19 protein-coding genes are annotated in these 26,138 nt (G+C 59.8%); 4 read left to right on the forward strand and 15 right to left on the reverse strand.

Annotated features, from left to right (window positions below; translation table 11 throughout):
* The first annotated feature begins 130 nt into the window (after positions 1–130).
* Positions 131–637 (forward strand): NUDIX domain-containing protein, encoded by a 507-nt coding sequence (locus G5287_RS20085; protein WP_227341338.1) that lies wholly within the window; start codon positions 131–133, stop codon positions 635–637.
* 132 nt (positions 638–769) lie between these two features.
* On the forward strand, positions 770–2,932 hold the full coding sequence (locus G5287_RS20090; RefSeq protein ID WP_421231773.1) for an AsmA family protein: 2,163 nt from the start codon (positions 770–772) through the stop codon (positions 2,930–2,932).
* 173 nt (positions 2,933–3,105) lie between these two features.
* Here G5287_RS20090 and glnE read toward each other — a convergent pair whose 3' ends face one another.
* The 10 genes from glnE to G5287_RS20140 all read right to left on the reverse strand — a co-directional run bounded on the left by glnE (position 3,106) and on the right by G5287_RS20140 (position 15,536).
* Positions 3,106–5,979 carry a bifunctional [glutamate--ammonia ligase]-adenylyl-L-tyrosine phosphorylase/[glutamate--ammonia-ligase] adenylyltransferase gene (glnE, locus tag G5287_RS20095; protein WP_421231774.1) on the reverse strand — a complete coding sequence of 958 codons (2,874 nt, stop codon included), beginning with the start codon at positions 5,977–5,979 and terminating at the stop codon, positions 3,106–3,108.
* 187 nt (positions 5,980–6,166) lie between these two features.
* Positions 6,167–7,510 (reverse strand): NCS2 family permease, encoded by a 1,344-nt coding sequence (locus tag G5287_RS20100; RefSeq protein ID WP_005343409.1) that lies wholly within the window; start codon positions 7,508–7,510, stop codon positions 6,167–6,169.
* A 264-nt stretch (positions 7,511–7,774) separates the two neighbouring features.
* Positions 7,775–8,104, reverse strand: coding sequence for a hypothetical protein (locus tag G5287_RS20105; RefSeq protein WP_227341326.1), 330 nt, complete (start codon positions 8,102–8,104; stop codon positions 7,775–7,777).
* 126 nt (positions 8,105–8,230) lie between these two features.
* Positions 8,231–9,898, reverse strand: a complete 1,668-nt coding sequence (gene ettA, locus G5287_RS20110) for an energy-dependent translational throttle protein EttA (protein WP_421231775.1) — start codon at positions 9,896–9,898, stop codon at positions 8,231–8,233.
* Positions 9,899–10,086: 188 nt separating this feature from the next.
* Positions 10,087–10,917: a 5'-methylthioadenosine nucleosidase gene (locus G5287_RS20115; protein ID WP_216951989.1), complete on the reverse strand. Its 831-nt coding sequence runs from the start codon at positions 10,915–10,917 to the stop codon at positions 10,087–10,089.
* A 107-nt stretch (positions 10,918–11,024) separates the two neighbouring features.
* Positions 11,025–11,882: a lytic transglycosylase domain-containing protein gene (locus G5287_RS20120; protein WP_236768882.1), complete on the reverse strand. Its 858-nt coding sequence runs from the start codon at positions 11,880–11,882 to the stop codon at positions 11,025–11,027.
* Positions 11,883–12,037: 155 nt separating this feature from the next.
* Positions 12,038–12,226: a hypothetical protein gene (locus G5287_RS20125; RefSeq protein ID WP_184234299.1), complete on the reverse strand. Its 189-nt coding sequence runs from the start codon at positions 12,224–12,226 to the stop codon at positions 12,038–12,040.
* A 204-nt stretch (positions 12,227–12,430) separates the two neighbouring features.
* Positions 12,431–13,036 carry a DUF2076 domain-containing protein gene (locus G5287_RS20130; protein WP_421231776.1) on the reverse strand — a complete coding sequence of 202 codons (606 nt, stop codon included), beginning with the start codon at positions 13,034–13,036 and terminating at the stop codon, positions 12,431–12,433.
* 110 nt (positions 13,037–13,146) lie between these two features.
* Positions 13,147–14,160, reverse strand: a complete 1,014-nt coding sequence (locus tag G5287_RS20135) for an NAD-dependent epimerase (protein WP_421231777.1) — start codon at positions 14,158–14,160, stop codon at positions 13,147–13,149.
* Complete coding sequence (locus tag G5287_RS20140; RefSeq protein WP_421231778.1) at positions 14,157–15,536, reverse strand: UDP-glucose dehydrogenase family protein; 1,380 nt, start codon at positions 15,534–15,536, stop codon at positions 14,157–14,159. Before G5287_RS20140 ends, G5287_RS20135 begins: the two co-directional genes overlap by 4 nt.
* A 242-nt stretch (positions 15,537–15,778) precedes the next feature.
* On the opposite strand from G5287_RS20140, the gene G5287_RS20145 reads away from it, so the two are divergent.
* Positions 15,779–16,390, forward strand: a complete 612-nt coding sequence (locus tag G5287_RS20145; RefSeq protein ID WP_005349421.1) for a YitT family protein — start codon at positions 15,779–15,781, stop codon at positions 16,388–16,390.
* A gap of 101 nt (positions 16,391–16,491) precedes the next feature.
* On the opposite strand, the gene G5287_RS20150 is transcribed toward G5287_RS20145, so the two are convergent.
* The 5 genes from G5287_RS20150 to G5287_RS20170 all read right to left on the reverse strand — a co-directional run bounded on the left by G5287_RS20150 (position 16,492) and on the right by G5287_RS20170 (position 22,752).
* On the reverse strand, positions 16,492–17,523 hold the full coding sequence (locus G5287_RS20150; RefSeq protein WP_421231779.1) for an ABC transporter ATP-binding protein: 1,032 nt from the start codon (positions 17,521–17,523) through the stop codon (positions 16,492–16,494).
* A complete protein-coding gene (locus tag G5287_RS20155; protein WP_421231780.1) occupies positions 17,520–18,578 on the reverse strand; it encodes an ABC transporter ATP-binding protein in 1,059 nt (352 codons plus the stop codon). The genes G5287_RS20150 and G5287_RS20155 overlap by 4 nt, the downstream gene beginning before the upstream one ends.
* 31 nt (positions 18,579–18,609) lie before the next feature.
* Entirely contained in the window at positions 18,610–20,427 is a 1,818-nt protein-coding gene (locus G5287_RS20160; protein WP_421231781.1) for an extracellular solute-binding protein, read from the reverse strand.
* Between the two features lie 149 nt (positions 20,428–20,576).
* Positions 20,577–21,620 (reverse strand): ABC transporter permease, encoded by a 1,044-nt coding sequence (locus G5287_RS20165; RefSeq protein WP_013724081.1) that lies wholly within the window; start codon positions 21,618–21,620, stop codon positions 20,577–20,579.
* 106 nt (positions 21,621–21,726) lie between these two features.
* Complete coding sequence (locus G5287_RS20170; protein ID WP_031227629.1) at positions 21,727–22,752, reverse strand: ABC transporter permease subunit; 1,026 nt, start codon at positions 22,750–22,752, stop codon at positions 21,727–21,729.
* A 740-nt stretch (positions 22,753–23,492) separates the two neighbouring features.
* Between G5287_RS20170 and G5287_RS20175 the strand changes: the two genes are divergently transcribed.
* Entirely contained in the window at positions 23,493–26,048 is a 2,556-nt protein-coding gene (locus G5287_RS20175; protein ID WP_421173210.1) for a TonB-dependent receptor, read from the forward strand.
* Positions 26,049–26,138: the final 90 nt, after the last annotated feature.

Below are 26,138 nucleotides of genomic sequence, written 5' to 3' on the forward strand. Positions count from 1 at the left end.
GGTATCCATGATGGTAGACCTCAAGGTGATGGCCTACTTCAAGATTAGCCTTTCAACACGTAATTGGGACAGAGCCATAAAAACGGTCACAACAGCGTAAAATGGTGCTTTATTTCGTCGGAGATAGCCCATGTTTTGTCCAAAATGCGGTGGTCAAACCTTGCAGAGCGTCAGCCCTAAAGAGTTTCTCTGTGGCTGCGGTTTTCATTTTTTCCAGAATGTGGCGACGGCGGTGATGGTGGCGCTTTGCTGGCAGGATGAGGTGCTGGTTGCGGTGCGTGCCCGCAATCCGGGCAAGGGGTTGCTGGATCTGCCGGGCGGATTTGTCGATCCCGGCGAGTCGCTGGAGGAGGCACTGGTGCGCGAGTTGCAGGAGGAGCTGGGGCTCGATGTCAGCGCTCATCCTTGTACCTATCTCGGTTCCTTTCCCAATATCTATCTCTACGATGGCATCACCTATCACACCTGTGACACCTTTTTCGCTATCAAGCTGAGTGAAAAACCGTTCATCCAGCCGGCTGACGATGTGGCCGCCTGTCAGTGGCTGAAGATCAGCGATATTCCCTTGCCCCGCTTTGCTTTCGAATCGACGCGCACCGCGGTGGCGCGGCTGCAGCAATCCTCTTTGCAAGCCTGATCCCTGCTGATGACGATGGGGATTGGCAGCGACCATCCCTGTCTCATCCTTGTCCACTTTTGTCCCGCAGACGCCATTCGTCAGACGGTGAGTGGTATAGTCAGCAGTGGATCCGGATTCAAGGAGCATATCGTGAAGAAGATAGTTCTCATCTTGCTCGGCATCGCCGTGGCAGCCTTGCTGGCCATAGTGACGTTGATAAGCCTTATCGACCCCAATCAATTCAAGCCCCAACTGGCTGAACAGGTGCGCAAGAGCACGGGTCGGGAGCTGGTGATGGCGGGGGAGATTGACTGGCGTTTCTGGCCGAGTCTCGGGCTCTCGCTGGAGAAGGTCGCTCTGCGCAATCCGGCCGGTTTTGCCGAGCCGGATCTGGTTCGTTTCGAGCAGGGCGAGGCCTCGGTGGCCCTGTTGCCGCTGCTCTCCCATCGTCTGGAGATCGGCAAGGTGACCCTGAGTGGCGCCAATCTCTTTATCCAGACCAAGGCGGATGGCAGCTCCAATCTGAGCGGACTGCTCAAAGATGCCACTGCTGATGCAAGCGAACCGGTCGTCCCCGCAACCCCAGCGCCAACCGCTGATAGCAAGCCCTGGCAGATCAGCTTGCAGGGTGTCGCGCTCTCCCAGGCCAGTGCGCTGGTACAGGATGATCGCAGCGGCACGTCGCTGCGACTGGATCGCCTCGATCTCGATATGGGGCAACTGGCCACCGGTCAGTGGGTACCCGTGACGCTGGCCGCCAAGGGGAGTGCCGACAAGCTCGCTTTCGACGTTAAAGGGCAGACCCAGATCAAGCTGGCGCAGGAGGTGATGGCGAGTGAGCTGAAAGATCTGAGCCTCAGCGGCAGCCTGAGTGACCCGTCTCTGCGACTCGACAGTTTCTCCATCAAGGGAGACCGACTGGCCCTTGGTGAGTGGAGCAACCTCACGTTGGCGCTGAAAGGAGCCAAGGGTGAGGGGCAGCAAGCTTCACTGGCTGGTTCGCTGGAAGGAACGCTCAAGGGACGGCTCGATAAAGAGATGAAGCTTGCCGAGCTCTCCGATGTGCTGCTGACGGCTGCGCTGGAAGGTGATGCGCTGCCGCGCCCGCAGATGAAGCTGAAACTGGCCGGGTTTGCCCGTGCCGAGCTCGACAAGCAGTTGATTACCCTGAGCAAGCTGGTGATGAGTGCTGATGAGGCGCTGCTGAGTGGTGATGGAACCGTGCAGCTTGACGCTGTTCCCTCGATCAGCTTCGATCTCAAGGGGGAGAAGCTGGATCTCGACAAATGGCTCGCCAGATCGGCACCGACCACACCAGCGCAGGCGAGAGAGGACAAACCAACGGTCGGTGCTTCCAATACCGCTGCAACTGGCGATAAAGAAGCAACCGGCAAGAGCGAAGCCCTCTCCGCGGTTGAACCGGATCTGGGCGCGCTCAAAGGTGTGGATCTGGATGGTCGGTTGCAACTCGGTAGCCTGCGCCTGAAAGGACTGGATCTCGGTACTGTCGATCTGCAGGTGGTTTTGGCCAAGGGACTGCTGACGCTCAAACAGTTCAGCGCGACCGTGGCGGGCGGTCAGGTAAGCGCGAAAGGGGTTCTCGACGCACGCCAGCAACCCGCCACCTACAAGGTGCACAAGCAGGTGGCCGGAGTGAACATTCGTCCCTTGCTGCAGACTCTGGCCCAGAGCGATCTGCTGGAGGGTAAGGGCGATCTCGATGTGCAGGTGCAGGGGCGTGGTCTCTCCCCTCTGGCACTGCGCAACGGAATGCAGGGCAAGGTGACCTTGAAGCTGAGCGACGGCGCCCTGCACGGCATCAACCTAGCGGAAATGATCCGCGAGGCGCGGGCCACCCTCACCGGCAAGGGGGCCGAGCAGGTGAAGGAGGCGCGCAAGACCGACTTCAGCGCCCTCACCGCCAGCTTCCAGATTGCCGACGGCATCGCCCGTAGCAACGACATCCAGCTCTTTGCCCCCGCCTTGCGGGTCAAGGGCGAGGGGCAGACGGCGCTGGTGCTGGAGAGCCTCGACTTCCTGTTCCTCACCTCCATTGTCGAGAGCAGCAAGGGGCAGGGGGGCAAGGATGTGGATGAGCTGAAGGAGATCACCATTCCGGTGCGGATCGGCGGTCACTGGCAAGCCCCCAGCTACCAGCTCGATGTGAAGGCGCTGCTTAGCAACAACAAGCTGCTGGAGGATAAGGCGCGCAAGGAGGCCGAACGCGGCCTCAAGAAGCTGCTGGGGGACAAGGCCGACAATGAAGCCGTCAAAGGTGTGGCTGACCAGCTGCTCAAGGGATTGTTCAAATAGCCCCAGCCTTTCGTTTTATCCCCATGCAGAGCCCGCCCCGTGCGGGCTCTTTCTTATTGTGGAGACCGTTCTGTGAGTGTCGTATCGGACTAGGCATTGGCCTGGCAACTCTATAGGGAAGGGCCCGCCTGAATTGCTTCAGGCGGGCCCTTTTTCATTGCCGCAGGCGGGAATTACTCCCCCAGCAGGGTTTGCCAGACGCCGAGGACATGGCTGCGCTCACTCTGCAGCTGATCGTCGCTCACCTTGCGGGAGATCTCCGAGAGGTTGAGGCGATGGCCGAGGTTGCGGATCTCCAGATAGGCCTGTTTCAGCCCCTCTGCCTGCTCCAGGGTCAGCACCCCTGCCAGGACGCACTCGTCGAAGATGCGTACGTTATCGGACCAGCGTGTGAGGGCATCGGGCTCGCCGCAGGCGTGGGCCAGCACCAGATACTGGGCGATAAACTCGATATCCACCATGCCGCCGGGGGACTGCTTGAGGTCGAACTCGCCAGCCCCCGCTTTCAGCAGGTGATCCCGCATCTTGTGGCGCATCTCGCGCACCTCGCGGGCCAGGGTCGGCAGGTCGCGCTCCTTGGCCAGCACGGCGCGGCGGATGCGGGCAAACTCGGCGATCACCGCCTCATCGCCATAGATGGGACGGGCCCGCACCAGCGCCTGATGTTCCCAGGTCCAGGCCTCGCTTTGCTGATACAGCTCGTAGGCCGACAGCGACGAGACCAGCAGGCCGGAGTCGCCGGAGGGGCGCAGCCGCATATCGATCTCGTAGAGAATGCCGGAGGGGGTGCGGGTGCTGAACAGGTGCAGGATCCGCTGGGCAAGGCGCAGGTAGAACTGGCGGCTATCGATGGGCTTGCGGCCATCTGTGTAGCTGTTGGGATCGCCGCCGTGCAGGAACACCAGATCGAGATCCGAGCCGTAGCCGAGCTCGATGCCACCCAGCTTGCCGTAGGCCACCACCGCAAAGCCGCGCTGGCCGCTCACCGCCACCTCGGGTGGCACCCCGTAGCGCTCGCTCATCTGGGACCAAGCCTGATTGACCACCTCTTCGGTGATCGCCTCCGCCAGCCAGGTGAGGTGGTCGCTCACCTTCATCAGCGGCAGGGCGCCGGCGATGTCGGCCGCCACGATACGCAGCAGTTGCACCTGCTTGAACTGGCGCAGCGCCTCCATCTGCTGCTCCACGTCCTCTTCGGGGATGCGCAGCAGGAACTGGCGCAGCTGGGGCTTGTACTGATCGAGCGGGGTGGGGTGATAGAGGTGCTGGGGATCGAGCAGCTCGTCCAGCAGGATGGGGTAGCGGGCCAGCTGCTCGCTCACCAGATGGCTGGCGTCACACAGCCGCACCAGCTGGCGCAGGGCGCCCGGGTTTTCCGCCAGCAGCTGCAGATAGGCGCTGCGGGTGAAGATACGGGTCAGCAACTCGCACACCCGTTCGAACAGGCGGGCGGGTTGCTCGCTGGCGACCACCAGCCGCAGCAGCTCCGGCATCAGCCAGTCCAGCGCGATGCGCCCCTGCGGCCCCACCTGACGGCGCTTGTACTCCTCCTTGAAACGCAGCAGAGCGGCGCAGAGCGGGGCGGGCTCGGCCACCCCCTGCGCGGTCAGCAGTTGCTCCAGCTCGGCGGCGTCAAGCTCGGTGCGCCAGAGATCGAGCCAGAGCTGCTCCAGATGGGCGGGGGCCTCCTTCTCTTCCCCCACCACGGCGGCGAACTCCTGATGGACGGCGGCCATCTCCTCATCCAGATGAGCCATAAAGGCGCCCCAGTCGGCAAAACCCAGAGCAGCGATCAGCCGCTGGCGATCCCGCTCTTCGGTGGGCAGGGTCTGGGTCTGCTGATCGCCGATCTCCTGCAATATGTTCTCGACCCGGCGCAGGAAGCGATAGGCCGTCAGCAAGCGATCGCAATGGGCAGATTCGAGGGCGCCACATTGGGCGATGGCAGCCAGCGCTTCGGGCAGGTGGCGCACCCGCAGCGCCGGTTCACGACCGCCGCGAATAAGTTGCAGCGCCTGGGCGATAAACTCCACTTCACGGATGCCGCCAGCCCCCAGCTTGATGTTGCCCTCCAGCCCCTTGCGGCGCACCTCGGCGGCGATCATCGCCTTCATCTGGCGCAGGCCGTCGATGACGCCAAAGTCGATATAGCGGCGAAACACGAAGGGGCGCAGCATCTCGGCCAGCTCCACCGCGTGTTCACACTGGGGCCCCAGCACCCGCGCCTTGACCATGGCGTAGCGCTCCCAGTTGCGGCCGTGATGCTGGTAGTAATCCTCCATGGCGGCAAAGGAGATGGCGAGCGGCCCCGCATCGCCAAAGGGGCGTAAGCGCATATCGACCCGGAACACCTGACCATCCTGAGTGGGCTGGTGGAGGGCGTTGATGATGCGCTGACCGAGTTTGATGAAAAATTGCTGGTTGGCCAGCTCGCGCCGCCCGCCGACCGTGTAGCCGTTCTCGGGGAAGGTGAAGATAAGGTCGATGTCCGAGGAGAAGTTGAGCTCGCCACCGCCGAGCTTGCCCATGCCGAGGATAAGCAGCGGTTGCGGGTTGCCGTTGCCGTCCATCGGGGTGCCCAGTTCGCCACACTGTTTGGTGTAGAGCCAGTCGCGGGCAGAGCAGATCAGGGCATCCGCCAGTTTGGTGAGGTGGATAAAGCTCTCTTCTACTTCAGCGTGGCCCAGCAGCTCGCGCCAGGCGATCACCAGCATGCGGCTGCGGCGGAACTGGCGCAGGATGCGCTTGAGCGCCTCTTCATCGCTTACCTCGGCGAGCAGGGCGGTCAGATCGTGCTGGTAAGCGGGCCAGCGTTCGGTTCGTTCGAGATCACCGGAGGCGAGCAGTTCGGTCAGCAACTCCGGCTGTTTGAAGAGGGAGTCGGCGACAAAATCGGAGAGGCCGAGCAGGGTCAGCAGGGTCTGGCGAACGGGCTCGGGCAGCGAGCCATAGTCGGGGGCCAGCTCGACCAGTCGCTGCCATTGGCGCTCGGCCTGTTCTTGCAGCAGGGGGGAGAAGGCGGAGAAAGAGGGAGAGTGCTGGGCCACGGTTGCCGTCCTTGTGGTTCACGACAGCGGGTTAACGACACGAGGTTAACAACGCTGCCGGTTCAAAATGGTGGCTGCCAATCTAGCACTGTCAGGCCCCCGCGTCACAGCGCAGGGGCGAGAAGCATGATCCGGCAAATAAAAATGGGCTCCCTGTCGGGAGCCCATCGGATTGCGCTGGTCATTATCAGTGGCTATCGACCCAGACGAACTTGAGCACGAACAGCAGGGCCACCACCAGCACGCAGGGGTTGATCTCGCGCCAGCGGCCGGTACCCGCCTTCATCACGCAGTAGGAGATAAAGCCGACGGCGATCCCCTCGGTGATGGAGAAGCTGAACGGCATCATGACGGCGGTCATAAAGGCCGGTACCGCTTCGGTCAAATCTTCCCACTTCACCCGGGTCAGCTCGGAGCACATCAGCACGCCCACATAGATAAGGGCGCCAGCGGCAGCATAGGCCGGCACCATGGCGGCGACCGGGGAGAAGAAGATAGCCAGCAGGAACAGCAGGCCGACCACGATGGCGGTCAGACCGGTACGGCCGCCGACGGCGACGCCGGAGCTGCTCTCGATAAAGGCGGTGACCGAGGAGGTGCCCATGAAGGCGCCGCCGACGGAGCTCACGCTATCCACCATCAGCGCCTGTTTCATGCGCGGGAAGTGGCCCTTGTCATCGGCCAGCTTGGCGCGGTTGGTGACGCCGATCAGGGTGCCGGAAGAGTCAAACAGGTTGACCAGCATAAAGGAGAAGATGATCCCGGCCAGGCTGATGTCGAGCGAACCCATCAGATCCAGCTGGCCGAACACTGGCTCGATGCTGGGGGGCATGGAGACGAAGCCCTTGAAGGTGACATCGCCAAACAGCCAGCCCAGACCCGTGGTGACCACGATGGCGATCAGCACGGCGGAATGAACGCCGCGGGCGGAGAAGATGCAGATCAGGAAGAAACCGAGCAGACCCAGCAGGCAGGGCAGGGAAGTGAGGTTGCCCACGGTCACCATGGTCGCGGGGCTGGCCACAACGATCCCGGCGTTGTGCAGGCCGAGCAGGGCAATCAGCAGACCGATACCGGCGGTGATGCCAACCCGCAGGGTGAGCGGAATGTTGCCGATCAGCCAGTAGCGCACCCGCAGCAGGGTGAGGATCAACAGACCCATGGCACCCCAGAAGATGGTGCCCATGCCCACTTGCCAGGAGTAACCCATGCCGGCGACCACCACGAAGGCGAAGAAGGCGTTGAGGCCCATGGCGGGGGCCAGCGCGATCGGCAGGTTGGCCAACAGGCCCATCAGGATGCTGCCGATACCGGCGATGAGGCAGGTGGTGACAAAGACTGCCTGGGTGTCCATGCCCGCAGCAGAGAGGATCTGCGGGTTGACGAACACGATGTAGACCATGGTCAGGAAGGTGGTGATACCTGCGATCACTTCGGTGCGGGCGGTAGTGCCATGGCCTTGCAGGGCAAACAGGCGCTCAAGCAATCCTTGCCCGGCGGCCTGATTGGCAGCTTGGTGTTGTTGATTCATGTTGGATTCCAATAGGTGACGTGAAATAAGCAGCAGGGGAACGGGCTATCCCATCCATGCGGGGTAAATTGCCCTGTTTCTGGCGGTTAAGTAACCAGACTCGTCCTGATACCGTGACAGCGCGCACATTTTTACACAGGCGGCGCCGTTTACAAACCCCGGATCTGCGAAGCGGATCAATGAATAGAGCAAAAATTCAAACGTTTGCTTTTTGAGCATGAAAAAAGGTTCTCAGCAGAGAACCTTTTATCGAAAAGTGGGGACTTAAAGGGTCTTGAAGTAGCGCTCGACCAGCTGGGCCAGCACAGAATCGAGCCGGTCTTGAACCTCACCCAGTTCGCGGCCGAGGCGGCGCAGAAACAGGCTTGCCTGCTCTTCGGTCAGCTTGCGCCCCTCGATAAAGAACTCTTGCTCCGGCAGCTGCTTGTCATAGCGGGGGATCAGCACCCAGCTCACCAGCTCGGGCTCCACGGCGGCAAAAATCTTGGCAGCAGCGGCACAGAAGGTCTCTATATGTGTCTTGCCATCCGGCCCGAGACAACCCGGTTCAACCCGGATCTGGATGGTGAGTTTTTTCTCTATGGGGGTCGTCATCGTGCTACATCCATGCAAAGGCATCCGTCTAGGATTGTAAGCCAAAAGACAACAGAAAGGGGAGCCGGAGCTCCCCTTGTGACGTTGGTCGCAGCTGCAATGGTACGGCTTGTACCGACTGACAGCTTACTTGGCGATGCGCTTGTACTTCGCGCGGTGCGGCTGGATCGCCTCGGCGCCGTAGGTCTTCTTCTTCCACTCTTCGTATTCGGTGAAGTTGCCTTCGAAGAACTCGATCTTGCCCTCGTCCTGATAGTCCAGGATGTGGGTGGCGATGCGGTCGAGGAACCAGCGGTCGTGGGAGATGACCATGGCACAACCCGGGAACTCCAGCAGGGCGTTCTCGAGGGCGCGCAGGGTTTCGATATCCAGATCGTTGGTCGGTTCATCCAGCAGCAGCACGTTGCCGCCGGTCTGCAGCAGCTTGGCCAGGTGCAGACGACCGCGCTCACCACCGGAGAGTTCGCCAACCCGCTTCTGCTGGTCGGAACCCTTGAAGTTGAAGCGGCCGATATAGGAGCGGCTCGGGAACTCGTAGTTGCCGATGCGCAGGATATCCTGACCGTCAGCGACCTCTTCGAAGACCGTCTTCTTGTCATCCATGCTGTCGCGGAACTGATCGACAGAGGCCAGCACCACGGTTTCACCTAGCGTGATGGCGCCGGAATCCGGCTGCTCCTGACCCGACATCATGCGGAACAGGGTCGACTTACCTGCACCGTTCGGGCCGATGATGCCGACGATGGCACCCTTCGGAATGGCAAACGACAGATCGTCGATCAGCACCCGATCACCGTAGGATTTGCGCAGGTTGGCCACTTCCACCACCTTGTCGCCGAGGCGCGGTCCGGGCGGAATGAACAGCTCGTTGGTCTCGTTGCGCTTCTGGTAGTCGTTGGTGTTGAGCTCTTCGAAGCGAGCCATACGGGCCTTGGACTTGGCCTGACGCCCTTTCGGGTTTTGACGAACCCACTCCAGCTCTTTCTCGATGGACTTGCGGCGAGCCGCTTCGGAACTGGCTTCCTGCGCCAGACGTGCGTCCTTCTGCTCCAGCCAGGAGGAGTAGTTGCCTTCCCACGGGATACCTTCGCCGCGGTCCAGCTCCAGGATCCAGCCCGCCACGTTGTCGAGGAAGTAACGGTCGTGGGTGATGGCCACAACAGTGCCTTCGTAGTCGTGCAGGAAGCGCTCCAGCCAGGCAACGGATTCCGCATCCAGGTGGTTGGTCGGTTCGTCCAGCAGCAGCATGTCCGGCTTTTCCAGCAGCAGACGGCAGAGTGCCACACGGCGGCGCTCACCACCGGAGAGGTGCTTGATCTTGGCATCCCAAGCTGGCAGGCGCAGGGCATCGGCCGCACGCTCCAGCTGGTTTTCCATGTTGTGGCCGCCCTGGGCCTGGATGATGGCCTCCAGCTCGCCCTGTTCGCGGGCCAGCTTGTCAAAGTCGGCATCCGGGTCGGCGTAGGCCGCATAGACCTCGTCCAGACGGGCCATGGCGCGCTTCACCTCGCCAACGGCCTCTTCGACCGCTTCGCGTACGGTCTGCTCTGGCTCCAGCTTCGGCTCCTGCGGCAGGTAGCCGATCTTGATGCCGGGCTGTGGACGGGCTTCCCCTTCGATCTCGGTATCGATGCCCGCCATGATGCGCAGCAGGGTCGATTTACCGGCGCCGTTCAGACCCAGCACGCCGATCTTGGCGCCCGGGAAGAAGCTCAAGGAGATGTTCTTGAGAATATGACGCTTGGGCGGCACTACCTTGCCGACCCGGTTCATGGTGTAAATAAATTGAGCCATTGGCTAATTCTCTTCCTTTTCAGCAGGTTAATGTCTTGGCATTAACAGACTGATGTCGTGGTGGGGCCAGGTCGACACAGGTCAACCGGGTTCCAAAAAACCCGTCGATTGTAAACCAACGGACGAGGGGGGGCAAAGGTGGGGGGGGGGAAGATAGGCCGCCTGTCATGACGGCCTCTTATAGGGCCTTATGCCTTGTGGAAACTGTTGATCAGCGCGTTTGCGTAATCAATGACAAATTGCTGGCAGTGGATGGCAGTCTGCGGGTCAAACTCTTCACCGTGGAGATCGGTATTGGAGAGTACCCGGATGCCGACAAAGGGTACCTTGTAGGCCTCAGCCACTAGGGCGGCGGAGGAGGTTTCCATCTCTTCCGCGGCGGTCTGGTAGGTCTGATGCAGCCAGTTGATGCGCGCTACCTGTCGGTTCCACTCATCGGCGGTGCCAATGATGCCGCCTACTACTCGGCCGTGGCGATAGCGATCGGCCATACCGAGGGCGCGGCCAATCAGCTCGGGATCGCCAGCGAACGAGCTGTGCTCCACCAGCTTGCCGTTATCGCGCAGACGCATGGTGACCTCGAAGTTGTGCCATTTGCTCGGATCGACGCCTTGCTCGGCGGGCATCAGGTCACTGCGATAGGCTCCCATGTTGAAGCTCTTGGTGCCGATAACGATATCGCCCCGGTGCAGTGCCGGATCATGGCCTCCTGCCGTACCCTGATTGATGATGAGACGCGGCTTGAAACGCTCAATCGCCAACGTGGTGGCGGCAGCGGCATTGGCCAGACCCACCTCGGTGCGGGAGATGACCACCGGATAGTCCGAGATAGTACCCTGCCAGTATGTCCAGGCCCCCACAGTCAGCTCCGTCTTGTCTTTCAGTGCGGCAACGAGAGTTTCGACTTCGACGTCCATCGCCCCCTGGATCAGGATGGGGGCCGGGGTGGCCGCCATCACGCTGGAGGAGAGGAGGGCAAAGAGGGTGAGCAGGCGCGAACAGCGTTTGATGATATTCATGGGATACCTGTAGGGCTGGCGAGAAAGCGCCGGATCCTACCGAAAGGAAAACGGTTGCGCAATGTTGGTGCGTGTTTTGTCAGTAACGGACATGCTGATGAATGGCCTCAGGGCTGCTTGTGGCCAGCGAAGTAGAGCACCCGTTTTACATACTCCTGTGTTTCGTCATAGGGTGGGATCCCGCCATAGCGTTCCACCGCTTTTTCCCCGGCATTGTAGGCCGCCGAGATCAGTACCCAGTCGCCATCGAAGCGGCGATCCAGCCATTTGAGATAACTGACGCCACCCTTGATGTTCTGGGCTGGATCGAATGGCCGGGTTACCCCGAACCGTTGCTGGGTTTCGGGGATCAGCTGCATTAGCCCCTGAGCATTCTTGGGTGAAACGGCGCGGCTGTTGAGATTGGATTCGGCGATGGCAATCGCCAGTACCAGCCGGGCATCCACTTTATGGTGTTTGGCTGCGTGACGCAGCATGGTGACCAGCTTTTGCTTGGCGGGGGGCTGGCGGGCAACCCAGGAGTCGACATTGAAGGGGGTGGAAGGGAGCCCGGCCAGATAGCCACCCTGACCGCCACGGATCCCCATGCCACACCGCTCCCCCATAGGGGCATTGCCGATGCGGGCGTTGTAGTAACGGGCGGCCTGTTGGTTACCCAGGCGCATTGCCATGGCGAGGTAGCTGTTGGCCAGCTTTGCGCTGCGTACCGAGGCGGGGCCGGTGGCGAGCAGGCGGCCGATCCGGAAATAACCTTCGGGATTGCCGGTGCTGGCGGCGACACAGTAGAAGGCGATGGCTTTTTGCAGATTGCCGTGTTGCTGGGCCACTTGACCCTGCTTGATCGCCGTCAGCGCCTTGGGGGCCTGTCTGAAATCCCTGCCTTGTGCCATCGCCCGCGGCGTACCTGCCAGTAACAACGACAAAAAAAGCAGCAAAAACAGTCCGTTTTCGCTGATGTGCCTCATGGGTTATCTCCTGTTTGAGTACAGAAGATATAGAGGAACATGGTTATTATCGCCACGAACCCAGTGGATCCTGTTGTTATAGCCGGTTGATTTCAGAGAGCAAAACGGTATGGAACTAACGGCATCTCGACAGTTTCACACCATTTTTCATCCGGTTAGAAGTCGTGATGATACTCCTGCTCATCCAGCACCGTGGGAGGAAGCGTGCGATAGAAGCTGCCAATTTCGCTGACAACCCAGAGCGAAAGCAGGGCCAGCAGGCTGAGCAGGGGAAGCAGAGAGTGGCTCTGGGTCAGGGCATAGGCCGCAATGGCGGCACCGGTCAAAAGCAGGGGTCGGATCATGAGGTGGCTCCTTGTCGTCATGGGGGTGTTGCGTGGCCACGGACAGAGCGCCTGGGGTCGGGAGTTGTTCCCGGGTGGCACGAAGCGCGCTGAGTATATCGCGTCATGCCGTTGCCGATCCGTGGTGTCATCACACTTTCCATAGTCATGGGGTTCGTATCGAGTTGGGCCCCGTCAGATGCGGGGCCAGTAATGGTTTGACGGTCAGAAGAAACCGCCGTTGTTATCGTCACTGTCGGTCCAGCCGCTACTCTGGCTATCGTCGTCGAGAAAATTGCAGCCAACATCGGGAGGTGAATCCCAGCCGTCCCTGCGCACCGGTTCCGCATCGACCGGATTGGCAATGGGGGCAGGCTCTATGATGTCGATGATCTCCTCGGGCCGATTGTTGTGAAACAGCCCGCCGATCATATCGGCCAGCATCACGCCACCGGCCACACCGGCGGCGGTTTGCAGGGCGCCGCCCAAAAAGGCGCTGGTACGGGATGCTGGCTGGGCAGGCGCGGATGCCGGTGGCGGCGTAAAGCGCGGAGGAGGGCTGCTTTCGCTACCAAACAGGCCGGAGAGAAAACTGCCACCACTTGGGACGCTCTGGCTGGCTTCCAGCTCCTTGACCCGCTCGTTGAGGCGAGTAAGGGCAGCCTGCTGGAGCAGCAGCGCCTGGGTCATGTAGTAGGGGGCATCGGGCTGCTCTGCCAGATGCTGGCGGATCAGCTGATCCGCTTGTGGGTCTTGCTTGCTATCCCTGGCTTGCGCTTGCTTGAGGCGGTCGAACAGTCCATCGATCAGACCCTGTTCCTGCTGTTGCATCTCAAATCCTCGCTATGGTGCGCAGACAGTGCGTTCAGCCATCCTAAAACCCGCGGGGCATCTGTGGTATCTGATTAACTCATCAATGACCGAGGGGCTACCCGCGCTCGTCAACGGGCGGGCCGGTAGTAGTCGATATACCAGCGGACAAACTCGGCAACACCTTGCTTGAGAGGCGTGGCGGGGCGCAGGCCGGTGAGAGTGTGCAGCGGCTCGCTGTCGGCCCAGGTGGCGTGCATGTCGCCTGCCTGCATCGGCAGCATCCGCTTGATGGCGGGCTTGCCGATAGCCTTCTCCAGCGCCTCGATAAAATCGAGCAGCCGCACCGGCTGGCCGTTGCCGATATTGAGGATGCGGTAGGGGGCGGCGCTCTCGGCCGCGCTCTGCTCGCTGGCGTGCCAATCGGAATTGGGGCGGGGCGGCTGGTCGGCCACGGCGAGGATCCCCGCGACGATATCGTCTATGTAGGTGAAGTCGCGGCTGAGATCGCCGTTGTTATAGACGTCGATAGGCTCTCCCGCGAGGATGGCGCGGGTGAACTTGATGATGGCCATGTCGGGCCGCCCCCAGGGGCCGTAGACGGTAAAGAAGCGCAGCCCTGTGGTGGGCAGGCCATAGAGCGCCGAGTAGGCGTGGGCCATCAGCTCGCCACTCTTCTTGGTGGCGGCGTAGAGGGAGACCGGGTGATCCACCTGCTGCGCGGTGGAGTAGGGCATCTGATCCCCCATGCCATAGACCGAGCTGGAGGAGGCGTAGATGAGGTGCTGAATCCCGTGGTGACGACACCCCTCCAGCACCGTCAGCATGCCGGTAAGGTTGCTGTCGGCATAGGCGAACGGATTGTCGATGGAGTAGCGCACCCCCGCCTGTGCCCCCAGATGGATCACCCGCTCGAAACCGTGGCTGGCAAAGAGGGCCGCCATGGCTTCACGATCCGCCAGATCCAGCCGCTCGAAGCGAAAATTGGGGAAACTGGCCAGTTGGGCCAGCCGTGCCTCTTTCAGAATCACCTCGTAGTAGTCGTTAAGGTTATCGATCCCCACCACCCGATGGCCTGCGGCGCACAGCTTGCTGGCCACATGAAAACCGATAAAACCGGCGACGCCGGTAACCAGATAGATCATGGTTGAGTCTCCGGGTTGCAGCTGGTGTTGGCAGGCTGCTTTTTGGCGGGAAGATGTGGCCGCCCGATGGCGTGATAGTCAAACCCGAGTTCGCTGAGCTGGCGCGGGTCATAGAGGTTGCGGCCATCGATGATAACGTGCTGGTTGAGCAAGGCTTTCAACTGCTGGAAATCGGGGGCGCGAAACGCCTGCCACTCGGTGCAGATGAGCAGGGCATCAGCCCCTTCCAGCGCAGATTCCTGAGTGGGGCAGAGCAGCAGATCCGGCCGCTGGCCGTAGATCTGGCGGGCACGCCCCATCGCCTTGGGATCAAAGGCCTGCACCCGGCCACCGGCAGCCCAGATGGCTGCCAGCAGCGGGCGGCTCGGCGCATCGCGCATATCGTCGGTGCCGGGTTTGAACGCCAGCCCCCACAGGGCGAAGGTGCGGCCGCGCAGATCCGGGCCAAAGCGGGTCTGCAGGGTTTGCGCCATCTTCTGTTGCTGGCGCAGGTTGACCTGCGCGACCGCCGCTAAAAGCGGGGCGTCGCAGCCGACACTCGCCGCGGTATGGCGCAAAGACTTGATATCTTTGGGGAAGCAGGAGCCGCCGTAGCCGCAGCCCGGGTAGATAAAGTGGTAACCGATGCGGGGATCGGCTCCCATCCCCTGACGCACCGCCTCGATATCGGCCCCCAGCTGCTCGGCGAGGGCTGCCATCTCGTTCATAAAGGAGATCTTGGTGGCCAGCATGGCGTTGGCGGCGTACTTGGTGAGCTCGGCGCTGCGCAGATCCATCACCACGATCCGGTCGTGATTGCGGTTGAAGGGGGCGTAGAGGGCGCGCAACTGCTCAAGCGCCCGCTCGCTGTCACAGCCGATGATGATGCGATCCGGCCGCATGCAGTCGTTGACCGCCGCCCCCTCCTTGAGAAACTCGGGGTTGGCCGCCACCTCGCAGGCGAGGGTCAGTCCACGCATGGCCAACTGCTGCTCAATGTGTTCTCTTACTTGCTGCGTTGTACCGACCGGCACTGTGCTCTTGGTCACCACCAGCTTGGGGCTGCTCATCAGTCGGCCTATGGTGTCGGCCACTGCCAGCACATGTTGCAGATCGGCCGAGCCATCCTCGTCAGCCGGGGTGCCCACGGCGATCAGCAGCAGGTCGCCGTGTGCCACGGCAATGGCGGGATCGACCGTGAAGCTCAGGCGGCCGCTGGCCAGATGGCTCTCGACCAGCGGGGCCAACCCCGGCTCATAGAAGGGGAGCTGCCCCAGCCTGAGGGCGGCGATCCGTTCATCATCCACATCCACGCAGCAGACCTGATGGCCCACCTCGGCCAGAACGGCGGCCTGCACCAGCCCGACATAGCCTGTGCCAAAAATGGTGACCTTCATGAAAAGTGCCTCGTGCTGTGAATGGGGGATGGTGCGCTTAAACCGCGGCATGCTGCATCTTGGTGCAGCGGGTGTCAATGCCAGATGACAGGCACCAGAATGGGGCGTTCAAGCCGACTGTTGTGATCCTTTTCACAAAAAATAGACTGGACCCCATAACGAAGCCCTGTTGACAGGGCTCGCAGCCCGCCCGCAACGGCAGGCGACAGACACTCTCTCTTTACTTCGCTTGGATACAGGTTATGGACAACACCTCGATTCGCACTGCCCATCCTATTTATGAGGATGTGCTGGCCCTGCTGACGGCGGCCGGCTTTGTTTCCCTCGGCATCTTTCTGTTTCATCAGGTTGGCCTGCTCACCGGCGGGACTGCCGGGCTGGCGCTGCTGCTGCAAAAGGTGACCGGTATCAGCTTCGGCCTGCTGTTTTTCGGCATCAACCTGCCCTTCTATGCGCTGGCATGGCTGCGGATGGGGCCACGTTTTACCTTCAACACCTTCGTCTCGGTGGCGGCGGTCTCCTACATGACCGATCACCTCAACGGGGTGCTGCAGATCGGCAAGATAGAGCCCCTCTATGCGGCGCTGATCGGCGGCACCCTGATTGGTATGGGGCTGCTCATCATGTTTCGCCACAAGTCGAGTCTGGGGGGCTTCAACATACTGGCGCTCTTTATTCAGGATCGCTTTGGCATCCGGGCGGGCAAGCTGCAGATGGGGCTCGATTGCGCCATTGTTGTCGCCTCGTTTTTCGTGGTGCAGCCCTGGATCCTGGCGCTCTCCATCGTGGCGGCGGTCATCTGTAATCTGGTGTTGACACTCAACCACAAGCCCGGCCGTTACCAGATTGCCTGACAAGCTGCGGCAGTGGCTCGATAAGACAAGCGTGACCCGATAGCACGAGGCGGCCTGATGGCCGCCTCGTCTGTTTCTACCCTGGCGTTTGTTCGCTGCGCCTAGCTCGCCTGTTCCAGCCTGCTGTCGCCGCTCATGGCGTTGTCACTGATGGCGTGACCACCGACGGCGAGCGGGGTGTGGCAGGCCACTTGATGATGGGCCTCATCACACGCCTCAAGCCTTGGTGCCTTGCTTTTGCACAGCTCGGTCGCATGGGGGCATCGCTGGTGGAAGTGACAGCCGCTTGGCGGCGAGATGGGGGAGGGCACATCGCCGGTCAGCAGAATGCGCTGGCTGCGCCTGCGCGGGTCCGGCACCGGAATGGCGGAGATCAGTGCCTGGGTATAGGGGTGACGTGGCGCCAGATAGAGCGACTGGGCATCCGCCAGTTCGACGATCCGTCCCAGATACATCACTGCAATCCGATCCGAGATGTGTTTAACCACCGACAGATCGTGGGCGATGAAGATGATGGAGAGATTCATCTCCCGCTGCAGGCTGAGCAGCAGGTTGACGATCTGCGACTGCACCGAGACATCGAGGGCCGAGACCGCCTCGTCGCACACCAGCAGCTTGGGCTTGAGGGCGATGGCGCGGGCGATGCCGATCCGCTGGCGCTGACCGCCGGAAAACTCGTGGGGGTAGCGATCCACCGCGCTGCCCGGCAGGCCCACTTTTGCCAGCAACTCCTGCACCCAGCCGCGGCGCTGCTCAGTGTTGCCTTTACCGTGGATGATAAAGGGCTCCTCCAAAATCTGGCCCACGGTGTGGCGGCTGTTGAGGGATTCTGCAGGATCCTGAAATACCATCTGCATCTCCTGACGCAGGGAGCGCATCTCCTTCGGGCTGAGGGCTGTGATATCGCGCCCCTCGAAGGTGATGGTGCCCGCGGTCGGCTCGAACAGCTTGAGCAGGCTGCGCCCGAGGGTGGACTTGCCGCAGCCTGACTCACCCACCAGCCCCAGCGTCTCCCCCTGTTTCAGGTCGAAGCTGATGCCATCCACCGCGTGAACCGTATATTGCTTGCGCAGGAACCCGCCTCCCAGCCGGAAGTGCTGCTTCAGATCCCTGACCGATAACAGAGTGCTCATACGGTCAACTCCTTCCAGTAGTGACAGGCGACATGGTGGCGCAGATTTAACTGCTCCACCGCCGGAATGGCGCTGATGCAGAGATCGGTCGCGTGGGGGCAGCGGTTGGAGAAGCGGCAGCCTGCGGGCATCTCGTGCAGGGCTGGCACCTGTCCCTTGATGGTCTTTAGCAGGCTCTTGGGCTCATCCTCAAGGCGCGGGATCGAGCTCATCAGGCCGTGGGTATAGGGGTGACGGGGGTGGTCAAACAGTTCGAACACATCGGCCTGCTCTACCGCCCGTCCGGCGTACATCACCACCACTTCGTCGCACAGCTCAGCCACTACCCCCAGATCGTGGGTGATAAAGATGATGGCCATCCCGGTCTGGGCTTGCAGCTCTTTCATCAGTTCGAGGATCTGGGCCTGAATGGTGACATCCAGCGCCGTGGTCGGCTCGTCGCAGATAAGCAGGTCTGGCTCGCAGGAGAGCGCCATGGCGATCATCACCCGCTGGCGCATACCGCCGGAGAGGTTGTGGGGATAGACCGCAAAGCGCTGGGCCGGTTCCGGGATCCCCACCTTCTGCAGCATGGCGATGGCCGCGGCTTTGCGCTGGGCCTTGTCATACTCGGGGCGATGGAGGCGAAACACCTCCATCAGCTGCTCCCCCACCGTCTGCACCGGGTTGAGGGCCGTCATCGGCTCCTGAAAGATCATCGAGATACGGTTGCCGCGCACCTTGTACATCTGATCCGGTGCAAGCGACAGCAGCTCCTCCCCCTGAAAGCGGATGGAGCCTGCTACCACCTGACCGTGGGGTTTGGGCAAGAGCCCCATGATGGCGAGCGAGGTAACGCTCTTGCCACAGCCGGACTCGCCGACGATCCCCAGCGTCTGACCCGGTGCCACCTTGAAGCTGACCCCGTCGAGCACCTTGATCTTGCCGTCATCGACGGCGAACTCCACCTCGAGATCGCGTACTTCGAGGATTGGGGCCAGGTGCTGGCCGTTACCAACGGCGAGCTCCCCCCCGTTATCCGGTACGTCAAGAATGGGGGCCTGAGTGTTGGGCATAACGGCTGCTCCCTTCGCAATGGCCTGAATATCAATGACGTGCATAGGTCTTGTCGAGCAGGTTGATGGGCGCCAGCGCCTCCCCTGCCTCCTTGGCGTTGCGGGTCTCTTCCTTCACCTTGGGATCGAGCCAGAGCAGACCGCCGCTACTGTGAGGATAACCGTCCATCGGCCAGTAGAGCAGATCCGGCGTGTTCTTGGTGGCAGGAACGTCCGGCAGCATCACATAACGCCAGCTGCTGGCCCGCACATAGTTGAGCTGCACCCCGGGCACGAAGATGGCGAGGTCATAGATGCGCTGCTGGATCTGCTGGGAGAGCTTGGCCCGTTTGGCCATGTCGAATTCGACGTTGTAGGCGTCGATCAGCGCGTCCAGCTCCTTGTCAGCCACGTTGAACAGGTTGTTGGTCTGCGGTTTGTTGGCGTTGGCGGAGTGGAAAAACTCCCAATATTGCGGATAGAGACCGCCGCCGCCCCAACCGAGCCAGGCCGCCTCGTGTTTCTTCTCCAGCATCACCTTGAAGCCGGTGGCGCCATCCACCAGATTGAGCTCCAGATCCAGACCCGCTTTCTTGGCCTCTTCTTTCAGCACGGTCAGTCGCTTGGAGTGCTCCTGACTGGTGTAGGTGAGCGCCAGCGTCAGCCGCTCACCCTTCTCATTTTGCAGGATGCCGTCCGGCCCCGGCTTGTTATAGCCACCCTTGGCAAAGTACTCCCGCGCCTTGCCAATGTCATAAGCCCGTTCCGGCAGCGTGATGTCAGTGAACTCGCCAAAGCCCGAGTCAAAGGTGGTGGCTCTGTCATAGTCGCCGCGCAGCACGGTCTCGATCATCTTGTCGATGTTGAAGGCGTGCTGGATGCCGAGGCGCACGTTCACGTCCGCCAGCTTGGGGTTGGCCACATTGAGGTGCACCCCCTGACCGCCCTGTTTGGTGTCGGTCATGGCCATCACCTTCTGCACGTAGCCTTTTTTGTACTCCGGGGTGACCGCTTTTTCATGCCACCAGTTGGGCAGGATCATCTCGAAGGTATCGATCTCCCCTTTCAGGAAGTGACGGAAGGCGATGTTGTGGTCGCGGATCACCTGCACCTTGATGGTGTCGATGTTGAATCTGTGCTGGTTGTAGCGATCATCCTTTGCCCACCAATCCTTCTGCTTGCTGAAGGTGACCGACTTGCCCTTCTTGACGTCGCTGATCACGTAGGGACCAGTGGTGGGCACTACGGCCCAGTTGTACTGCTTCACCCAGTTGGGGGTCAGCTTGTAGTAGTGCTTGGGCTGGGGCCACAGCTCGGTGGTGTTGAGCAGGTCCATCTTGGCCTTGCGGTTGCCCGCTTTGACCATAATGGTGTGGTCGTCGATCTTCTCTACCGCTACCACTTCAGTGGTGTAGTAGTTGTTGAACCAGGGTCCCTTGATGTGTTTGGAGCGCATCATCTCGTAGCCGAAGGTGTAGTCGTCAGCATTGACCGGCTTGCCATCCGACCATTTGGCTCGCGGATCCAGCTTGAAGTAGACGGTCTGGCTGTCTGGCGCGATGGCCCAGTGGGTCGCGAGCGAGGGGATGGGGTTGCCGGTATTGGGGTGGAAGCTGATGAGTCGCAACTGGTTATCGAGAATAAAGGAACGGAACGATCCGTTGGAGTCAGGCCCTACGGTGCGGAACGTCAGCGGAAAGCTCTCCACAAACATATTGAGGCTGCCGCCCGACAGCGCCTTGGGGGAGGCGAACACAGGATCCGTGTCGTTGGTCTCCCATTTGAGATCCGCGGGCAGGCTGGCCGCCCAGACCCAGGATCCGTTTACCAGCACAAAGAGAGCACCTATCCATTTGATTTTATTTTTCATGTTTGACTTCCAGGTCTGGCCCCTGCACTGGGGGTCTTGATTGATAACGGGATTATCCCTTGCTCCCGGGACCGCCGATGGCGGCGGCCCGTCCTTCATTTATCACTGTTCGTTATCCGGCGCCAGCCGATGCGCTGGCATCGGCTGGCTTATTGGTAACGGGTAAATTTGCGCGGATCGAACGCCTCGCGGATCGCCTCACCGATAAAGGAGACCATGATCAGCACCAGACTCACCGCGGCCACCACCGAGCTGACGATCCAGATGGCATCCAGATTGTTGATGCCCTGGGAGAGCAGCTCCCCCCAGCTCGGGGTCGGCGGTGCCAGCCCGAAGCCCAGATAGTCGAGGGCCGTCAGGGTGGAGATATTGCCCACCACGGCGAATGGCGCCAGGGTAACGATCATCATCAGGGTGTTGGGCAGGATGTGGTTGAAGATGATCCGCCCGGTGGTCGCCCCTTGCGCTCGCGCCGCCATCACATAGTCTCGCGCCCGCTCCTTGTAGGTGAGGGTGCGCATATACCAGGTGATCCCCATCCAGCCGAACAGCACGTTGATGGCGACAAACAGGCCGAAGTTGGGCTTGGCCAGCGACACCAGGATCATGATGACGTAGAGAAACGGCACCTGGGACCAGATCTCGATAAAGCGTTGCAGGATGAGATCAAAGCGGCCGCCGAGAAAGCCCATCAGACAGCCGATGGTGACCCCGATGGCGTAACTGGCCGCCAGCGCGATAAAGGCAAAGCCGATGGCGATGCGAAAGCCGTAAACAAGTCGCGCCAGCACATCGCGGCCGCTGGTGTCGGTGCCGAGGAAGTGGCGCTCGGCCGCGCTGGGGGCGTAAGGCGGGTAGGCATCCTCCTTGAAATCCTGCTCGTAGGGGTTCCAGGGCACCGGCGGCAGCAGTACCCAGTCGCCCTGGCCCTCTGCGGCAAATTTGGCCTTGAGCTGGCGGTAGTTGGTTTCGTATTCGTAATCGAGCCCGAACTGCTGACCGGGGATCACATCGCCATAGGTGGGGAAGTGCAACTGGCCCTGATAGCTCACCATCAGTGCCCGGCTGTTGACCAGCAGCTCCGCCAGCAGGGAGAGCAGCACCAGGGTGGTGAAGATGATGAAGGAGTAGTAACCGCGCTTGATCGACTTGAAGCGCTTGAGTTTTTTCAAGGTAACCGGATTGAGCTTCATGGTCAGTCTCCAAACCGCACGCGGGGATCAACAAGGGCAACACAGATATCGGAGACGATATGGCGTGATATCAGCATCGGCATGGCAATAGAGGTCTGGTTCATGGTCAATCTCCAAACCGCACACGCGGATCAACCAGGGCAACGCAGATATCGGAGACGATATTGCCAATCAGCATCAGCATGGAGGTGATGGCCAGAATGCCCATGACGGTGGGGTAATCCCGTTCGACGATAGCCTCGTAACCGAGCAGGCCGATGCCGTCGATGTTGAAGATGGTCTCGATGAGGAAGGAGCCGCCAAAGAAAACGGTGAGCACAGACCCCAGGTGACTGGCGATGGGGATCAGGCTGTTGCGCATGGCGTGGTCGGTGACCGCCTTGCGAAACGGTAACCCCTTGGCCACGGCGGTACGCACATAATCGGCCGACAGGTTCTCCATCAGGCTGTTTTTCATGGTCATGGTGAGGATGGCGAAATCGCCGATGGCGTAGGCGATAAGCGGCAGCAGGGCGTGGGCAAAGACAGTGCGGATCTGATCCCAGCTGCTCTCCATGTACTCAAAGTCGTCCCCCGGAAAACCGCCCATTGGCAGCCACTCCAGATGGAAGGCGAAGACGGTGATGAGGAAGATCCCCACCACGTAGGCGGGCAGGGCATAGGCCATGTAGATAAGCATGGAGCTTAACGAGTCGAAGCGGCTGTTGTGCCTGAGCGCCTTGGCCACCCCCAGCGGAATGGAGACCGCATAGCTCAGCAGAAAGGTCGCCAGTCCAAAGAAGGCGGTAACGGGGAGCCGCTCCTTGATGAGATCCCACACCGGCTCGTAGTAGCGGGTCGATTCGCCCAGATCCAGCACCGCCAGCTTCTGCAGCCACTCCCAGTAGGCGACCAGCATCGGCTTGTCGAGACCATAGAAGGCCTTGAGCTCCTCGATCTGCTCATCTGAGAGGGCTTGCGCCCCCTTGCTGCCGCTGGAACGGCCGGATTCATTCTGGGAAACCTGGGCTTGCAGCAGCATGCGTTCGACCGGTCCGCCCGGCACGAAACGGGTGATGGTGAAGACGAGCAGGGTGATACCGAGAAACGTCGGGATGATCAAAAGCATCCGGCGTAGGAAATACGACAGCATGGTGGAACCTCGTCCTTGTTGTTCTTTTTTGCGGCCAGTCAAATCCGGTGACGGGCCTGTCCTTCCTGGCATTACGCGCTGGATTGGTTGCCAAACAGCAGACAATCCGCTTGGCCACTGTAAAAGCTCTGCAACAAAAATCAAGTACAAGGAAATGGAAAACTGGAACAAATGACCCGCTGAGACCAAAAGCACCGAAAAATGACGTTTTTTATCTGAAAAGTGAAAATCAAAACAAAACGCTACTGCTCAACATTATTTTAAAAAATATAAACAGCTGTTTGTTTGAATCTTGTTTTTGTTTATGTGATTGAATTTTAAGTGCTTTTATTTCTACTGCCAAAGAAGGGAAAACGATATCATCTCGACAAATTTATCTATCTCCTCCATCGGAGTGGTCAGTCACAATAATAATTAAAATAGAGTTTTATTCTTATTTTTGCCAATAAATCGAAATAAGATATAAAGAGACAGCACGTAAACAAATAAGTTCATCAACTTTTAATTCAGCGTCTTTTACATGTTTTAACAACGATTTCACATTGCGCGGGATGTTTTTGGCAGAATTATTCACTAATTATTCCGGTCAAAATTAATACACTCCGCTTATTCCACATCTCACCCTCCCGATCCCCCCACTCCATTGACGTCGCCAGTCAAAGATTGATAAGCCTTACGCATCGCTCCAAAGAGGGCGGTATCAGGAAGCAAACAATAAACAACCAGGAAGGATATAAGCGATGCTTAGGAAGAGCAGAATCTCTGCTGCGATTGCGTTCGCCTTGGCGAGCCTTGCGGCGGCCCCATCCGTATCTGCCGAAGAAGGGCAGAACGTCGAAAAACTGCAGAAAATCAAAGTCACTGGCTCCCGTATCTCTCGTGTTGATGTTGAGGGGGCGACTCCGGTTGTCTCTGTCAGCAAGGCCCAAATTGAACAGTCTGGCCAGCAGACTGTGGCTGATTATCTGAAACAGGCCTCCTACAACTCCTTTGGTGGTTTCTCTCCATCCTCCGGTAGCTCAGCCCAGTCACAAGCCACCGTAGGGCTGCGTGGCCTTGGTGAAGATCGCACACTGGTGCTGCTCAATGGCAAGCGTATCGCCGGTTCTCCCTCCATGGGGGGCACCGCCATCAACCTCAACACCATCCCCATGGCGGCCGTTGAGCGGGTGGAAGTGAACCTGGACGGTGGCTCTGCCCTGTATGGTTCTGATGCCATCGGTGGCGTTATCAACGTGATCCTCAAAGAGGGTTTTGAAGGCTTGTCATTCCAGGGGCGCGTCGGTTCACCGACCGAGGAAGGTGGTGACGAACAGAGTGGTTCCATCGTCAGCGGTATTTCGGGTGAGAAAGGTTCCCTGATGATGGTCTACGAACATGATGTCAAAGACGAAATCTATTACAAGGATCGTGACTATCTGGCCAAGCAGGGGGCTGAGTCTCCTAGCCTCTATGGTCGCAATATCAAGGGAGTAGACGCGGCAACTGGCAAGACCGTAACCCGTACTCTGAATGGGGTCGACTGTGAAAGCACCGGCGCCGGTTTTGTCACCAAGGGTACGGCTTGCCGCTTCGACTTTGCCCAGGTCGCAGCCAAGACCGCCTCGCGTACTCGCGACACCGTCTATGTCAACGGCCGCTACCATATCAACGACAATGTGGATTTCGTGCCACAGATGATTGGTTCCCGGGTCACCAGTTTTGGTCGTTTCGCCCCTGCTGCAGGTGCCTTCACCGTGGATGGCTCCACCCCTGAAAGCGCTGCAGTCCTGTCTGCCAACAACTTCAGCACCGCCAAGGCTGCGACGGTTTACTACCGCTTCAACAACGTCGGTCCCCGTGACAACGAAGTGACCGACTTGACCGGTACTCTGAACCTGGGTTTTGAAGGGGTGGTTCCGACCGAGGCGGTTGGCGATCTGGAGTGGAACGCCGGTTACATGTACTCCAAAACAGATAACCAGAGTATTGGTAATGGCTATGTATTGGAGCCGGCAGTTCAGACTCAGGTAAACAGTGGAAACTTCGTCAACGGCAGCTTCTCCGCTGATGCCACCAAGGATCTCTCTTATACCACCAGCCGCAACTCCAAGATGGATTTCTTCCAGTGGTATGGCGGTCTGGGTTGGGAGATGGGCGAACTGCCTGCTGGCCCGGTCAGCTGGTATCTGGGTGCCGAGTATAACGATTGGGTTTACTCCGACACCTACGACAGCCAGTCCGAAGCGGGTAACGTACTGGGTTCATCCGGCAACTCCGGTAGCGGTGTGCGCGATGTGTTTGCCACCTACATCGAGAGCCTGCTCCCCATCACCGAGCAGATCGAGCTGAACCTGGCGGGTCGTTACGACAAGTACAGCGACTTTGGCAGCGCCTTCTCGCCCAAAGCGAGTCTGCGTTATCAGCCGCTCGACCAGCTGATGTTCCGTACCTCCTGGTCCCAGTCTTTCCGTGCGCCGGGTCTGAATGATCTCTATGCGGCGGATGCCCAGTCAGCGGACTTTGCCAAGGACTATGTCTACTGCCAGGCCAATGGTATTGCCAACTGTTCCGAAGAGCAGTACGAGACAACGCGCCAATCCAACAAGAACCTGAAGGAAGAGACCGCCAATACCTTCACTATCGGGGCGGCCTACAATCCGCTGGACAATCTGAACCTGTCGCTCGATTACTACTACATCAAGATTGATGACGTGATCCAGCTGGCTACCACCCAGACCCAGTTCTATCAGGAGCTCAATACCGGCAGCAACCCGAACGTCATTCGTGACGCCAACGGCGATGTCGAGAAGGTCTATGCCGGCATGGTCAACTTGGGGCAACTCAAGACCAGTGGTATCGACTTCAAGGCGGACTACAAGTACGACTTCAACTCCTTCACCCTGCGTTACGACTTTGGCAGCAGCTACATCCTGAAATATGAGGAAGGTCTGTTTGCTGGTGGCCCAATGGTTGACAAGAAGGGCTGGAATGGCAAACCCGATTTCCGTTTCAACTCCGGGATCGGTGCCAACTTCCCACAGCTGTGGAATCTGGATACCTACCTGAGCACCAACTATATCGACTCCCAGAGCCAGGACTATGTGGATGACAAGGAAGAGGGCCATATTGCTTCCAACACCATCTGGAACCTGAACGTTGCGGTCGATACCAGCTGGAATGCCAAGATCCAGACCGGCGTGAAGAACATGTTCAACCGTGGACCTTCCCTGTCAAATGATGGTTACACCTACGATGAATACCTCTACAGCATTGACGGACGGGTCTACTACATCGACTACACCCAGAAGTTCTAATCAACCCCGTTGATATACAACCTCAGCCGGCCCGGTCGGGCCGGCTGTGCCCAACGTCCAAGGAAGTTACGGAGATAGGGTAATCCTATG

This window comes from Aeromonas sp. 603079, assembly GCF_049172135.1.
Lineage (GTDB): Bacteria > Pseudomonadota > Gammaproteobacteria > Enterobacterales > Aeromonadaceae > Aeromonas > Aeromonas veronii.